Below are 14,335 nucleotides of genomic sequence, written 5' to 3'. Positions count from 1 at the left end.
AACAATACGCCCAGCTGAAGACCAGACGCTTGCCCAACATTCAGACTAGATACTGTTGTAGTAGTTGAGCAGGAAGGGCCTGCAGGAACGGATGGCTTCCTGACCGAGGATGAACTGGGCCATGCCTACACCAGCACCCACGGTCAGGTTCATGTTGCGGGTGACGGCAGGAGCAGCAGCTACCATCTGCGGCGCGAGGGTATTGTCGTTCATGGGTTGACCAGTATGGGGGCTAAAAAGAAGTTTAAATAGGCGGGGACGCAGGCTGGTTTTAGCCTAGCTAGTCGAGCGGACCGGACACAAAAAAACCGCTTCGAAAACCGAAGCGGTGAAAGCCGCAAAACCAATAAAAACGAAAGGATTAACGGGGGAAACAGCTTTCTGCTCATCCCGCAGGACGCTCTCGTGGAAGGCCCCGCGCTTCTTCAATGGATATTGATTGAGGTGAAGCACGTCGCAAAAGTACTAGTAGCTGTTGACCGCGCAATAGAGACCAGGTTACCTTTGTGTTATTAAAATGTTACGTATTCCCTACCCCCCGGTTACGGATGTACCCTCGTTGCCGTGCGCTCTATAGTGTTGCTTTTCAACTAAATCCGTTTGTCGCCCTTCCCGCAGCGGATTATTACAGTCTGGTCCTGTATTTGCTACCTGGTTACTCTGTTTTTGTGTGCGCATATTATAACCACAAGCACTGTTACCGGAATTATGCAAAATTAGTAACTTACTACTTTACTTTATGAGCACTAATCGTGAGCTTAATTGGTAAAGTTCAATCAGTAATGCAACTGCTCAGGTATTGCACTATACCTTCAACTGCTAGCTTCGCTCATTCTCGGGTTATCTTAACATATTTATAATCTTGTTATTATTACCGAGCCGGCGCGTAGCTGTTATCTTTGTTGTACAAAGCTTTTTTCTTCCGTTTTCTAGTTTTCTTCTCCTTTCACCATGAAAAAAGTACTACTAGGTTGGTTATTGATCGGTATGCTGGCATTGGCACCGGAGGCATGGGCCCAGTCCGATGCGCCGACCAGTATTGAGTACAGCGAGCGAGTGCCGGCGGAGGGAGCCGGCAAAATGGCGCTCTACCGGCGCGCGCTCGACTGGAGCCAGAATAAGTTTGCGTATAAACCTGCTTCGGGCCTGAAAACAGAGGAAGGCGCCGGGGCGGTACGCATAACGGGCACCAGCAAACTGAAACGAGTTGATACCAAGGGGAAAGACCAAGAGGTAGCGGTGCTGTTTGACTTTGTATTCAGGGCCAATGATAACGGCTATGAGTACAGTGTGAATTCCTTCCGGGTAATGCCAGATCCGAAGCAACCCACCCAGATAATTTCGTTTGACGAGTACCGGTCTGAGCTACGTGCTGAAAAAAGCAACGACCGCACTCACAACGACCGGCGGCTTACGGCCCAGGCAGTCTCTCTCGCCAGCGAGGCTGCCATGTCGTTCCGCTCTTACATGAACAGTACCCCCGCGGAGGGTCATATTGGCGTGGCTGGGGGCGAAAACTAATTTTTTACCTACTAGCTGAACGAGGCCGGTTGCGCAGTGAATAGGCTGCGCAACCGGCCTCGTGTTATGCATATACAAACACCACCTGCCTCAGGCCGTACCGGGCTGAGCCGGCCCCGCACAGAATTTAAGTCTGCGGAAGCTACTGAGAGTTATTCCTATAGCGAATTTGAACTCAGGTGCCCTGGGTACGCTGCCTGTCTCAGGCAGAACCACAGCAACACTAACGCCGACGGGCATTTCCTGGTAACGCTGGCGTACAGGCAACGCACTGAGAATGATGCAGGAGCCGCAGGCGGTGAGAGCCCCCGTATTTCCCGGCTTCGGCCACACCCCCGACAGGAATTATTTCAGGAAAGCAAGTAGCTGCCACGGCTGCACACCAACCTACTTGCAGAGCGGCGCACCCACTGGCCGACCTGGCACCCAGCCAGTGCTCTTTCTGGAGTGGTTATGCCTCCTTACCAGCTTTTTATCAACCACTTGTAAAAGCGAAAAGCCGCGTTGCAGCGCGGCTTTTCCATTATTCCAACTCGCATTTCCATCCTCACTTCACTCACTGCAAAAATAAGATATCCACCCGGCCACTGAAGTCTGAATTAGACTAATATCAATAACCGGAGGGTAAATACGCGGTTCTGCCCGATGAGAGGCAACCGAAACCCACTCGTGGGACAGATACAAACAAAAACCCCCGACCTGCAGACCGGAGGTTTTGCACTTTTACGAGGACAACCAACTCAGCTGGTAGGGCCGTTATCAACCCGGGCCTCTACCACGCTCTGCACAGAAGTTGATACGGCCGACAACAGGTCGTAACCAGTAGCCGCCTCAATGGCATCAACGGTAGTGCGGTATGAGCCCCAGGTGGTAAGCAGAGAGTTGTTGTTGGGCGTGTTGATGGCAATAACCCGGGTGCTGCTGGTAACGCGGGCCGCATCGCCGGTGCCGTTGGGCAGCACCACAATCACTTTCCATACCTGAGCCGGAACAGTTACCCGACCAGCATCGAGGGTAGTGGCGTAGCCGTTAGAACCGGTACCGCCTTTGCCGTAGCTGCCGCAGATGATGTACAGCTCGTTGCCGGCGTTTACCAAAGTGCGGCAGTAGTTTTCCAGGTTGGCCCAGGTACGCTGGTTGTTGTTGGGGGCCTGCGGAATCATGTTGCTCATCAGGAACGTAGCCGAGTTATCCGCCACGGAGCCTGTGCGGTCGGCGGAGGGGCACTGGTGGCCACGATCGAAGCCCGAGCCCGTGTAGCTGGTACTCGTGGGGCGGTACCAGCCGGTAGGCAGTGTGTTGTCGGGGGCGAAATTATCTTGGCGGGGAGTGCTGCCCAGCCACGCGCTGCTCAGGTGCCAGCTTACCCAGTTAGGCGTGCCCCGGTCGCGGTGATACGACATGGTGAACTGGGCTTTTGACACCAGGTAGTTCCAGTAGTTGGCGGTGTTGGCGGTTGCGCCGCTGGGGTTGCCCATCGTCAGGTGGCTGTCACGGGTGGCGGTAGCATCAGCGGCCTGGGGAGCTGCTACGGGGGCAGTGGTGGGGGCTACCTCGTTTTTCGAGCAGGAAACGACGCAACTGGTCAGCAGGGCCAGGCCCAGCACGCGGGAAAGGGTGCGGTGCATAAAAGAAGGTGTTATGGTTGGTTGGATGGGAAAAGCAGTACTACGGTAGTTTCTTGGCGGAGCAAAGTTGGGAGCTAAAAGCCGGCGCAAGGTTACCGTAATATTATCATTTTCCAGAAACAATACAACTATGCCTTAATGTTATACAAATTAACCGCCCAACATTTGTACTATTTAGGATACGCTATAACGGATGAAGCCCCGCTGACCTGCAACAGCGGGGCTTCCTCTCCAAGAACAATAGAATGAAAGAAAGATAGGGTAATTATAAAGGATAAGTATTAGCGGCTGCTCACCACCAGCCGTTGCGTGGCAATGCGTTGGCCGGAGGCGTCAGCTAACACCACTTGATAAAGGCCAGCGTGCAGCCGTAAGGAGGTAAGCTCCAGGACTTGCTGCGTCACCTGCTGTCGGCTCACCAACGCCCCTTGCATATTGTACACCGATAGATGGTAGGCTCCCTCGGCCAGAACCGGCAACTCGGCCCGAAGAACGTCGGAGGCGGAAGCTGGATTGGGATAAACCGCGAAGGCAACTGGCGTCGTGCGCAAGCGCGCTGCCACCACGGAAGAATAGACCTCAGTACCATCCCGGTCTACCTGCCGCAGGCGGTAGTAGAGCGTAGTAGCTCCTTGCGTTCCGGCCGTGGGGTCCAGCAGCGCATAACGCTGCACCGAGGAAGAGGAGCCAGCGGCGGCTACCTGCCCAATGGCCTCAAAGCCGGTAGCAGGCTGCACCGAGCGCTCCACCACAAAGAAGCTGCTGTTCAGCTCGGTAGCGGTTTGCCAGGCCAGGTTGACTACCGCCCCGCTTGGTCGGGCAGTAAAGCTGGTCAGTTGTACCGGCAGGGGCCGGGGAACAGTAATATTCGACGGGAAGCCCACGGGACGATCTTCCGCAAACCCGTAGTACACCTGCGTGTTGTCCAGGAGACTTACGCCGTTTGTCAGCTCAATTTCAACCCAGTCGAAGTCGCGGGTAGTAAGGAAAGATACTTCCTGCCGGCCATCGGCCAGCAGCTCCAGATTCAGTAGAGAGCTGCCCACGGCGCTTTCAACCAGCTGCCCGCCATCGGTGCTGCCGGGAGCACTGCCGGGAGTACCCGTGTAGGTATTGATCCGGACGTTGGAAAGCAGGCGCGCATCCAGAAGGCCAGCGCCCAGCCCCAACACGGCCCCCGCTACGTTGCCGGCCCGGCCGGGTCCGTCGAGGCGGAGCTTAAGGCGGGTAGTTCCGCCCAAGCTCAGGCCGGTGCGGATCGTAGCGTAGTTGTTCTTCACATCGTTGTCGGCCGCGTTCTGGGGGTTGGTTACTGAGCAGTTCACGCAAACCAAGCTGCCGTTTACCTGGTAGTTACCGGCAGGGTCCACAAACTCCGATAACCGAGGCTCCAGGTCGCGGAATACGCGGGGCTCCACGCCAAAGCCGTAGTACACGCGCAAATCGTCCAGGGCGCTGAGCACTTTAGTTTGTTGAATCTCGACCCGGTCGAAAGGTTTGGTGGTTGGGAAGCTAACGTTGTACTGCTGGTTGCCCAGCACCCCCAGGTTCAGCAGGCTAGCTCCCGCCCCCGACTCCTGCGCTACCCCGCCCAGGTACGTCGTCACGCGCAACCCGTCCAGGGCCTTCACGTCGAGCAGGCTGCCGCTACCCAGTACAAACCCGGCCTGGTAGCCCGCCGGCGCGGTACCTTCCAGCTGGGTGCGCAGGGTAGTGGGGCAGCTCACATCCACCAACGAGCGCATGGTAGCATAATTCGTCAGGTCTTTATCCACGGCGCTCAGCGGATTGCTGACCCGGGAATTGGCACACACACTGATTCTGTTGGTCAGTACCTCTGTGCTATACGTGCTAGGGCTGGGAGTTTCAAAACGGGAAACATAGCCGTTGGCGCTGTTTACTACGTTGGCGTCAATAGCATACGCGTAGTACACGTTCAGACCATAGCCCAGGCTCAGCACGGAAGCGGCTTCTACCTCTATCTGGTTGAAGCGCTTGGCAGCCACAAACTCTACCCTGATTTTGCCCGCGTTGCTGCCCAGCAGGGTGTTTGCCAAGTTAACATCTACCGGGTACTCTTCCTGCAGCGTTACCGTGGCACCAGTTTTCAGGTAAGTTCTGACTACTATGGCGTTGGCCAAGCTTAACCCCAAGAGATTCAAGGCATCGCCCTCGCGCTCTACCACCACGCCGGCCCGGTAGTTGGCCGGAGCAACATCGGTTAGGTTCATGCGCAGCCGCACCGAGCCCGTTAGCAGGGAGGCTGGCACATTCATGGTAGCGGCGGAGTTAAAATCACTATCAGTAGCCAGCTCCGGGTTCGAGATGTTGCCGAAGCAGGTTGTGATACCTAGCACCGTAGTGCAAGTGCGCGTGAAGCTTGCGCCCTCTTTGCCAGTATTAGAGTAAATAGGGGCGCTAGCAGCCCAACCGGTGTGGACTCCGAAGCACAGCAGAACAAGTGCCACCAGCAGTGGCCGACCTAGGAAATGGGAGTAGAAGAACTTCATGGCAGGGGCAATACATTGATAATCACTGCAGTTAAAAGGGCTATTTCAGCTTATCAATTCATTCGCCAGATTGCCAATAAACTATCAAGCAACTGATAACCAATTACTTATTACTAGAATAAAATGTATATATTGTCCCATTCCGGGATTATTTTTCTAAAAAAGAGAATTTTTGGTATCCCCATATTTCCCGCTTATACTCGCAGTCATGCCCGTTTTTGCCCTGTCTTGAGCTATTGAAAACCCCTGCCTGAAAATTGAACATTCCTTATATACTCCCTTTTTCGGAAAAGCAGATTATATAAGATGATGCAGTTTCTGGGCCTTCCCTACCCCCATGAGCGTACCGTTACCTGTTTCCATCTTCATTGTCGAGGACAATGCCTGGTATGGTGAGCTACTTGAGTACAAGCTGGCTCAGAATCCAGATTACTCCATCCGCCGCTTCACCACTGCCCAGGCCTGCCTGGATAACCTGGGCGACAAGCCTGACATCATCACCCTGGACTACTCTCTACCCGATGGCACCGGTGACCAGGTTTTGCGCCAGATCAAGGAACGCCTGCCTGAGGTGGCCGTTATTGCTATTTCGGGGCAGGAAGATGTGCGAACCGCCATTGGCCTGCTGCGGCAGGGCGCGTATGACTACCTCGTAAAGGACGAAGAAACCGCCGACCGCCTGTGGAACACGGTGGGCAACATCCGCAAGCAGCTGGAACTGCGCCAGGAGAATACGCGCCTGAAGGAGCAGATTGGACAGAAGTACGATCCGCAACGGGCTATTCTGGGTGAGAGCCCTCAAATCAGGCAGTTGTACGCCCTCATCGACAAAGCAGCCCGCACTAACATTACGGTTTCCATCAGTGGGGAAACCGGTACGGGCAAAGAGCTCGTAGCCAAGGCCATCCACTTCCGCTCTGACCGTCGCGACGGGGCCTTTGTGGCCGTAAACGTGGCTGCCATTCCGCGCGACCTGCTGGAGAGCGAGCTGTTTGGGCACGAGAAAGGCGCCTTCACCGGGGCCATTGGCCGGCGCATCGGCCGCTTCGAGGAAGCCCACAAAGGCACCCTGTTTCTGGATGAAATTTCGGAGCTGGACCTGGGGCTGCAGGCCAAGCTGCTGCGCGTACTGCAGGAGCGGGAAGTAACCCGGGTGGGCGGCAACTCGCGCATCCCGTTCGACGCCCGCCTGATGGTAGCCACGCACCGCGACCTAAGCCAGGAGGTGAAAGAAGGCCGCTTCCGCGAAGACCTGTACTACCGCCTGCTCGGGCTACCCCTTATGCTGCCGCCGCTGCGGGAACGGGGCCACGATATTCTGCTGCTGGCGGAGGCTTTTTTAAAGGACTTCTGCTCTCAAAATAATATGGCCTCCTGCTCGCTTTCCGGCCCGGCTCAGCAGAAGCTGCTGCAGTACAACTTCCCGGGCAACGTGCGGGAGCTGAAAGCGGTAGTGGAGCTGGCGGCGGTGCTGGCTGAAAACGACCAAATTCAGCCCCAGGACCTCCCCCTGCGCCACGGCCCCACTGAGGCTGCCGCCCCCGGGGCCACCACCAACGAGTCGTTGCGGGTGCAGATGGCTGGCATTGTGCAGCGTTATCTGGATGAGCACAACGGAAATATTTTGCAGGTAGCGGCCAAGCTGCAAATCGGAAAGTCCACTATTTATCGTATGGTTCAGAACAACGAAGTGCGGATTCGCTGAAACCCAGATTAGCCAGCTAGTTACTATCTTATGAGTTCTATCAGTACTCGTCACTTGGAGCGTCAGTTACGCCAGGCCCGGAAGGCCTGGCAACAGGCCCAAACCGACTGTGAGGAGGCCCGCCGCCAGGTAACGGAGCTCAAAGCCCGGACCTCGGCGGCGGCGGCCCAGGCGACGGCGCTGCTGGAAACCATGAGCACTGGCATCCTGGCCGAAGATCAGAACCGGATTATCACCCTGCTCAACCAGCGCCTCTGCGACCTGTTCGGGCTGCCCCACCCACCCCACTACTACCTGGGCAAACAAAGCCTGGACTTAGTGCAGGAGGGCCGGGTTCTGCGCCAGGATGAGCAAGGTAGCCGCGCACGCAACCAGCAGCTGCGGCAGGCCCAGCAGCGGGCAAGCGGCCTGCTGATTCCGCTGCAGAACGGCACCATTCTGCAGCAGGACTACCTGCCCATTGTGCAGAATGGGGTAACCATGCTTCATATCTGGAGCTATGAGGACGCGACCGTGCGCCAGCAGGCCCAGCAGCGGGTGCAGGAGCTTTCGCGCCTGGCCGAGCAAAGCCCGCAGCCCATTATCCGGTTTAACCGCGAGGCCGAAGCCCAGTACGCTAACCCGGCGGCTACTCCTGTGCTGTCGGCCCTGTCGGAGGTCAGCAACCTCGACAGCCTGCTGATGCTGCGCCAGGAAATTGCCCAGGCCCTGAATACCCACCAGCCGCGCACCGTAGAGAAGCGCCTCGGCGACGAGTTCTACCTCTGGACCATTGCCCCGCTGCTACAGGAGCAAGAAGCTAACGTGTACCTGACCACCATTACCGAGCGCCGGCACGCGGAGGCGGAGCTGGTGCGCAGCCAGCTGTTTACGGCCCGCATCAACGACACGGTTCCGGACATTGTGTTCCTGTTCGATATGGACTCGTACACGGTGCTTTACTGCAACCGCCAGGTGGAGCCCATGCTGGGCTACACGGAGGAGGAAATCCGGGAAATGGGCTCCCAGCTCACCCAGCTGCTCATTCATCCGGAAGACTTGGCTACGGTACGCCGGAAACAATCTTTCCTGCAGAACCTGAGTGAAGGCCAGGTGTCCACGTCTGAGTACCGGTTTCAGCACCGCAACGGCCAGTGGCGGTGGCTAAGCCTGAAAAGCACCGCTTTCACCCGCCACCCCGACGGGACCGTGTGGCAGATAGTAGGCTCGGCGGCCGACGTGACGGAGCGCCGCACCACGGAGGAGGAGTTGCGCCAGAGCCGCCTGTTCGTGGAGCGGATTACGAACACCACCCCGCACCTGATTTATATATACGATGTGGAAACGCAGGCCAACGTGTACTGCAACCGCTTCATTGAAACCATGCTGGGCTACTCGGAGCACGAGCTGCAGTACATGGGCAAGAGCATGCTGCGCCAGCTCATGCCGGAGTCGGAGAAACAGCGGGTGCTGCGGCATTTTGATGAGGTAGCGCGGGTAGCCGACGGGCAGATTCTGCACCTGGAGTTTTTCCTGTACCACCGCAACGGCTCTATTCGGTGGCTGCGCATTAGCAATACTCCCTTTGAGCGCGACGAACACGGGCAGGTACAGCGCATTGTGGGCTCGGCGGAGGATATTACCCGCTGGAAAATTGCGGATGAGCAGCGGCGCTCGGCCAACCGCCGCCTGGCCGAGCAGAACCGCCTATTCCGGCAGGTGATTGACACGGTGCCTAACCTGATTTACCTCAAAGACGGCAACGGCAACTACATTCTGGCCAACCAGGCTACCGCCCACCTCTACAACCTGGGCAACGACGAGCTGCTGCAAACGCCCGCCCCGCAGCTCCAGCAGATGTTTCCGGACCTGGCCCGCTACCGCGTGCAGGACGAGCTGGTTATCCAGAGCCGGCAGGAGGTAGCCCAGGAAGACACCTTCACCGACGCCTACGGTCAGATGCGCTGGTTTCATAGCATCAAGCGCCCCTTCGTGCTGGCCGACGGCACGGTGCAGGTGCTGGGCGTCGATAATGACATTACGGAGCTGAAGCGTACGGGCCAGGCCCTGCAGGAAGCCAAGGAAACCGCCGAGCAGAATGCCCAGGCCCGCCAGACCTTCCTCACCAACATGAGCCACGAAATCCGGACCCCCATGAACGGCATCATGGGGCTAGCCGAACTCATGGCCAAAACGCCGCTCACCGACGAGCAGCAGCAGTACCTGCACCATATCCGCCACTCGGCCGAGCACCTGCTGGTGGTCATCAACGACATTCTGGACATGGCCCAGCTGGGAGCCGGGCGCGTGCGGCTGGAGTCAGTGCCTTTTGACCTGACGGAAGTGCTGAAAACCAGCTGCCAGGCCCTGATGCCCAAAGCCACCGAAAAAGGCATCAGTCTGCGCCTACAGCTACCGCCGGAGCCTACCCCGGGCTGGGTGGTGGGCGACCCTTACCGCCTGCGGCAGATTATTCTGAACCTGCTCAGCAACGCCATCAAGTTTACTGATAAAGGCCACGTGCTGCTTACCTGCCGGTGCCTGAGCCAGACCCCGGACGAGCTGACTTACCAGTTTGCCGTGCTCGACACGGGCATCGGTATTTCGGAGGGGCAGCTGCAGCAGCTGTTTGAGCCCTTTACCCAGGCCGAGGCCAGCACCGCCCGCGAGTACGGGGGCTCTGGGCTGGGCCTGAGCATTTCGCGGGGGCTGGTGGAGCTGCTGGGCGGCGAGCTGACGGCCGAAAGCCGCCTCCACCACGGCAGCACCTTCCGGTTTGCGCTGCGCTTTGGGGTAGCGGCGGCGCCCGCTCCGCCACCGCCTACCCCCACACCCGAGTTCCAGCGCCTGCGGGGCCGCCGAGTACTGCTCACCGAAGATAACCGCGTAAACCAGCTGCTGGTGCAGGTAATGCTGCGGGGCTGGGGCATGGAAGTAGATACGGCTTCTTCGGGCCCCGAGGCTCTAACTCTGTTTCGCCAGCACCACTACGATGTGGTGCTCATGGACATTCAGATGCCTGGCATGGATGGCATAGCAGCCTCCCGCCTGCTGCGCGAACACCCCGACCCGGAGCGCGCCGCTACCCCTATCATCGCGCTTACAGCCCACGCCATGCACGGTGAGGCCGAGCGCTACCAGGCTGCCGGCCTCGACGGTTACCTCTCCAAACCCTTCCGGGAGGAAGCGCTCTTCCAAACCATTGCCGGGCTGCTCTACCCCCATGGCCTTCCCCAAACCTACCCCGAGGCCCCGCTGCCGGCCATGGGCGCCAACCCGGATCCGACCCCGCTACCGGCCGGCAAGCTCTATGATCTGAGCGGGCTGCGCCGGCTTTCCAACAACGACGAAAAATTTGTCCGGCGGCTGGCTACCTTATTTATCAACACCACTCCGCCGGTAGTGGCCGAGCTGGAAACCCACCTGCAAAATCAAAACCTGGCGCAGTTGGGCGCAGCGGCCCATCACCTGAAAAGCTCCATCGACGGGCTGCAGGTGCAGGCGCTCCGCCCGGTGCTGCGCGATTTGGAGGCCGCGGCGCACACCCCCGAGTCGGCCGAATGGCCCCTGCTGCGGCGCGGGGTGCAGCAGGTGCGGCAGGTGGTGGAGGAGGTAGTGTGGCAGCTCCGGCAGGAGTTTTCCTCGGAAGAGCCAACCCCCTAACGACAGGGCCGCGCTGGTTTAAGTGCGGCCAGTGGTGTACTATGCACGATGAACTCTGCTGTTGATTCTTGCTCGTCGGAAGTGCATACCGTGGTAGTTGGGGCCGGCCAAGCCGGTTTGGCGGCGGCCTACTACCTGCGCCGGGCCGGGGTGCCTTTTGTAGTGCTGGATGAGCGCGCCGCCGTTGGTGAAGTCTGGGCCGGCCGTTACGATTCGCTGCGTCTGTTTTCGCCGGCCTGGGCCAGCAACCTGCCGGGACTGCCCTGGCCCGGCCGCGGCCGCCGCTACCCCACCAAGCAGGAGGCAGCCGCCTACCTGCGCCAGTATGCCGAGCACTTCCGGCTGCCAATAGAAACCGGGCAGCGCGTAACCAGCGTGCAGCCGGCACCCGGGGGCTTTCTGGTCCGGACGGCTGCTGGCCGGCGCATCAGCACCCGGCAGCTGATTGTGTGCACCGGTCCGTACACGGCCCCCAAAGTACCTGCCTTCAGCCAGAGCCTACCGCCGGCCACCCAGCAGCTGCACAGCAGCCAGTATCTGCGCCCGGCCCAAATCAGTGATTCCGGCCCCGTGGCGGTGGTAGGCTCCGGCAACTCGGCCCTGCAGATAGCCGCCGACCTAGCCGCCGCTGGTCAGCGCGAGGTATTTGTGGCCTTCGATGAGAAAACCCCGGCCATGCCCAACAATACGGCCATGTGGGTCTTGCTGCTAGGCACCGGGCTGCTGCAAGTCGGCCGCAACTCGGTGGTGGGCCGCCTGCTGCGCAGCCGCCCTGAACCCGTGGTTCGCCAGGACCTGCGGCGGCTGCGGCAATTCCCGAACGTGCACTTCATTGGGCGGGCCCTGCATGCCACGGCCGCCGCTACCCTACAGGGACAGCGCTACGCTACTCCACCCCTGAGCGCCGTTATTTGGGCCACCGGCTTCGGGCCCGATTACAGCTGGCTGCAGGTGCCCGGCGCCCTGGACCCCACCGGCCAGCCCCGCCACGCACGCGGGCTGAGCCCGGTCCCGGGCCTAGCCTTTCTGGGGTTACCGTGGCTGCACAGCCGCCGCTCGGCCCTCATGGGCGGGGCCGGTTCTGATGCGGCCTACGTGGTGGCGTCTCTCTTGAAAAAGACATAATTATGCTGCAACTACCAAGGGTAGTTTAGGGTTATACTTGTATCAGCTCAGCCACGGATAGCCGACCATAGACTTGCTGGGGGCTGCGTTTTCTTTTTCTCCTAATTTCTTTTTGTATGACGTTGCTTATTTTCTTCGGGATTGCACTAGCAACTGCCTTGCTTGCTCTCGACACGGTGAACAAAGTGAAAGCAATGCTGAAGCCGGTTCCGGTGCGCGCCAACAACGGCCGCTAATTCCGGGCTTCCGCCTTTCCATACCAAAGCGCCCCCGCCTGCGGCGGGGGCGCTCTTCTTTTAAGGCAGCTTCTGGCCTTTCTCCTACTTTTTTGCTTGCTGTAGATACGCCATTCCAGTATTGATGCAAAAAGCAGCCCTCGGGCTGCTTTTTGCATCAATACTGGAATGGCGGTAGTCAGATGGGCAGGCCTTTCGCTCAGCGAATAACGAGCTTGCGCATTTCGCTGGCGTTATCGGCCTCAAGCTTCACGTAGTACAGGCCGTTGGCGAACTTGCTCAGGTCGAGGGTGCGGGTTTCCCGGTCGTTGAGTTCACTTAGCGTTTCGCGGTACATAACCGAGCCAATAACGTTCAGTACGCGCAACTCCACTTTGCGCCCCTCAAATCCGTTGATAGCAATGTGCACAATGCCCGTGCTCGGGTTAGGATATACCAGCAATGCTTTTTCCTCGGCGGCCGGGCGTGCCGCGGGCGCGGGCCGGGGCGCCGTGGGCTGGGCCGCCGCCGATGGCAGCCCTTGCCGGAGCCCTAAGGCAAGCAAAACGAAGAAGCCTAAATAGCGTAAGGGTTTCATCATACAACGTGGTGGGAGGAACAGAATTGCGCCTGAGCGGAATGCGTATAAACGACAGACACGGGTTTAGGTTAACAAAAGTAACAGGGGTTTTAGCTACTTGGGCTAGAATATAACTGATCTTCGATAAAGGCCGGGCTTTTATCTTCTTTTCCACCTTTTTAGCAGACGAAATAAGTTGGACGTTGTCATTATTGGCGGAGGCCTGGGCGGACTGTGCGCGGCGCTGGACCTGCGCCGGCGCGGCCACGCCGTTACGCTGCTGGAGCGGCGGCAGTATCCGTTTCATCGGGTGTGCGGCGAGTACATTTCCAACGAGGTGCTACCCTACCTGCAGCGCCTGGGCCTGGATGTAGCCGTCCTGAATCCGGCCCGCATCACCCGCTTTCAGGTCAGCTCGCCGGCTGGCCGCCTGCTCACTTCGGCTCTCGATCTGGGGGGGTTTGGCATCAGCCGCTACCAGTTGGATGCGTTTCTGTGCGCGGCGGCCGAGGCGGCGGGCGTGGTGGTGCGGCAGCAAACCACCGTCACGGCCGTGGCCTTCAACCCGGCTACCGACCTGCACACCGTGGAGCTGGCCGGCGGAGGTCAGCTGCAGGCCCGGGCCGTGCTGGGCGCCTACGGCAAGCGCAGCAGCCTGGACCGGCAGCTAGAGCGGCCGTTTTTCGCGCAACGCTCGCCCTACCTGGGCGTGAAATATCACCTGCGCTACCCCGCCATGCCCCGCAACCTGATTGCCCTGCACAACTTTGCCGATGGCTACGCGGGCATCTCGGCGGTGGAAGACGACCGGTACTGCTTTTGCTACCTCACCACCCGGCGCAACCTGAAGGCCCACGGCACCATTGCGCAGCTGGAGGCTAAGGTACTGGCCCGCAACCCCCACCTGCGGCATATTCTGGAGCACGCCGAGGTGCTGTACCCGCAGCCCGAGGTTATCAACGAAATTTCCTTCGCGCCCAAAACCTGCGTGGAAAACCACGTGCTGCTTTGCGGCGACGCAGCCGGCCTGATTACGCCGCTCTGCGGCAACGGCATGGCCATGGCCATGCACGGCGCCCAGCTGGCCGCCACCCACCTCGATGCCTTTCTGCGGGGTCGGGCAACCCGCCCGGCCCTGGAAGCCGCCTACCACCACGAGTGGCAGCACCACTTTGGCCCCCGGCTGCGGGTAGGACGGGCCGTGCAGCAGCTGTTTGGGCAGCCCTTACTGAGCGAGGTAGCTGTTGCCGGGCTGCGCCTGTGGCCGGCCGGCCTGCGGGCCCTGATGCGCCGCACGCATGGGCAGGCCTTTTAGCTGGTCTGATGCCCGCCTCATCCGGCCGGCCCAGGTTGTGCGTACATCCCTGCGTCCCTATCCCAAAAAAACGAACAGCACCCGGGAGGTATTT

At 59.2% G+C, this 14,335-nt stretch carries 9 protein-coding genes; 5 read left to right on the top strand and 4 right to left on the bottom strand.

Going from position 1 to position 14,335, the window contains the following annotated elements:
• Window positions 1-45: 45 nt before the first annotated feature.
• Window positions 46-213 carry a hypothetical protein gene (locus GGU46_RS01770; protein ID WP_183401870.1) on the bottom strand — a complete coding sequence of 56 codons (168 nt, stop codon included), beginning with the start codon at window positions 211-213 and terminating at the stop codon, window positions 46-48.
• A gap of 738 nt (window positions 214-951) precedes the next feature.
• On the opposite strand from GGU46_RS01770, the gene GGU46_RS01765 reads away from it, so the two are divergent.
• On the top strand, window positions 952-1,521 hold the full coding sequence (locus GGU46_RS01765; RefSeq protein WP_183401869.1) for a DUF4468 domain-containing protein: 570 nt from the start codon (window positions 952-954) through the stop codon (window positions 1,519-1,521).
• A gap of 740 nt (window positions 1,522-2,261) precedes the next feature.
• Here the strand turns inward: GGU46_RS01765 and GGU46_RS01760 are convergent.
• Entirely contained in the window at window positions 2,262-3,149 is an 888-nt protein-coding gene (locus GGU46_RS01760) for a DNA/RNA non-specific endonuclease (RefSeq protein WP_183401868.1), read from the bottom strand.
• Between the two features lie 281 nt (window positions 3,150-3,430).
• Complete coding sequence (locus tag GGU46_RS01755) at window positions 3,431-5,506, bottom strand: T9SS type A sorting domain-containing protein (RefSeq protein ID WP_183401867.1); 2,076 nt, start codon at window positions 5,504-5,506, stop codon at window positions 3,431-3,433.
• 490 nt (window positions 5,507-5,996) lie between these two features.
• On the opposite strand from GGU46_RS01755, the gene GGU46_RS01750 reads away from it, so the two are divergent.
• From GGU46_RS01750 to GGU46_RS01740, 3 genes are read left to right on the top strand one after another with little or no spacing between them, the layout of a single operon-like run.
• Window positions 5,997-7,364, top strand: a complete 1,368-nt coding sequence (locus GGU46_RS01750) for a sigma-54-dependent transcriptional regulator (RefSeq protein ID WP_183401866.1) — start codon at window positions 5,997-5,999, stop codon at window positions 7,362-7,364.
• 30 nt (window positions 7,365-7,394) lie between these two features.
• Complete coding sequence (locus GGU46_RS01745; protein ID WP_183401865.1) at window positions 7,395-11,006, top strand: PAS domain-containing hybrid sensor histidine kinase/response regulator; 3,612 nt, start codon at window positions 7,395-7,397, stop codon at window positions 11,004-11,006.
• Between the two features lie 48 nt (window positions 11,007-11,054).
• Complete coding sequence (locus GGU46_RS01740; protein WP_183401864.1) at window positions 11,055-12,131, top strand: flavin-containing monooxygenase; 1,077 nt, start codon at window positions 11,055-11,057, stop codon at window positions 12,129-12,131.
• Window positions 12,132-12,566: 435 nt separating this feature from the next.
• Here GGU46_RS01740 and GGU46_RS01735 read toward each other — a convergent pair whose 3' ends face one another.
• Complete coding sequence (locus tag GGU46_RS01735) at window positions 12,567-12,947, bottom strand: T9SS type A sorting domain-containing protein (RefSeq protein ID WP_183401863.1); 381 nt, start codon at window positions 12,945-12,947, stop codon at window positions 12,567-12,569.
• 175 nt (window positions 12,948-13,122) lie between these two features.
• Here GGU46_RS01735 and GGU46_RS01730 point away from each other — a divergent pair, with 175 nt between their 5' ends.
• The gene (locus tag GGU46_RS01730; protein ID WP_183401862.1) at window positions 13,123-14,241 is read left to right on the top strand and encodes an NAD(P)/FAD-dependent oxidoreductase; all 1,119 of its coding nucleotides are present in this window, start codon (window positions 13,123-13,125) and stop codon (window positions 14,239-14,241) included.
• Window positions 14,242-14,335: the final 94 nt, after the last annotated feature.

The organism is Hymenobacter latericoloratus, assembly GCF_014199535.1.
Lineage (GTDB): Bacteria > Bacteroidota > Bacteroidia > Cytophagales > Hymenobacteraceae > Hymenobacter > Hymenobacter latericoloratus.
The sequence above is the reverse complement of the archived record's forward strand: the minus strand, read 5'-3'. Positions and strand labels throughout refer to the sequence as shown.

Excerpts from the sequence above, each read along its gene's own strand:
- GGU46_RS01750 (WP_183401866.1), top strand. The coding sequence starts at position 5,997 with ATGAGCGTACCGTTACCTGTTTCCATCTTCATTGTCGAGGACAATGCC.
- GGU46_RS01745 (WP_183401865.1), top strand. The coding sequence starts at position 7,395 with ATGAGTTCTATCAGTACTCGTCACTTGGAGCGTCAGTTACGCCAGGCC.
- GGU46_RS01765 (WP_183401869.1), top strand. The coding sequence starts at position 952 with ATGAAAAAAGTACTACTAGGTTGGTTATTGATCGGTATGCTGGCATTG.
- GGU46_RS01740 (WP_183401864.1), top strand. The coding sequence starts at position 11,055 with ATGAACTCTGCTGTTGATTCTTGCTCGTCGGAAGTGCATACCGTGGTA.
- GGU46_RS01735 (WP_183401863.1), bottom strand. The coding sequence starts at position 12,947 with ATGATGAAACCCTTACGCTATTTAGGCTTCTTCGTTTTGCTTGCCTTA.
- GGU46_RS01760 (WP_183401868.1), bottom strand. The coding sequence starts at position 3,149 with ATGCACCGCACCCTTTCCCGCGTGCTGGGCCTGGCCCTGCTGACCAGT.
- GGU46_RS01770 (WP_183401870.1), bottom strand. The coding sequence starts at position 213 with ATGAACGACAATACCCTCGCGCCGCAGATGGTAGCTGCTGCTCCTGCC.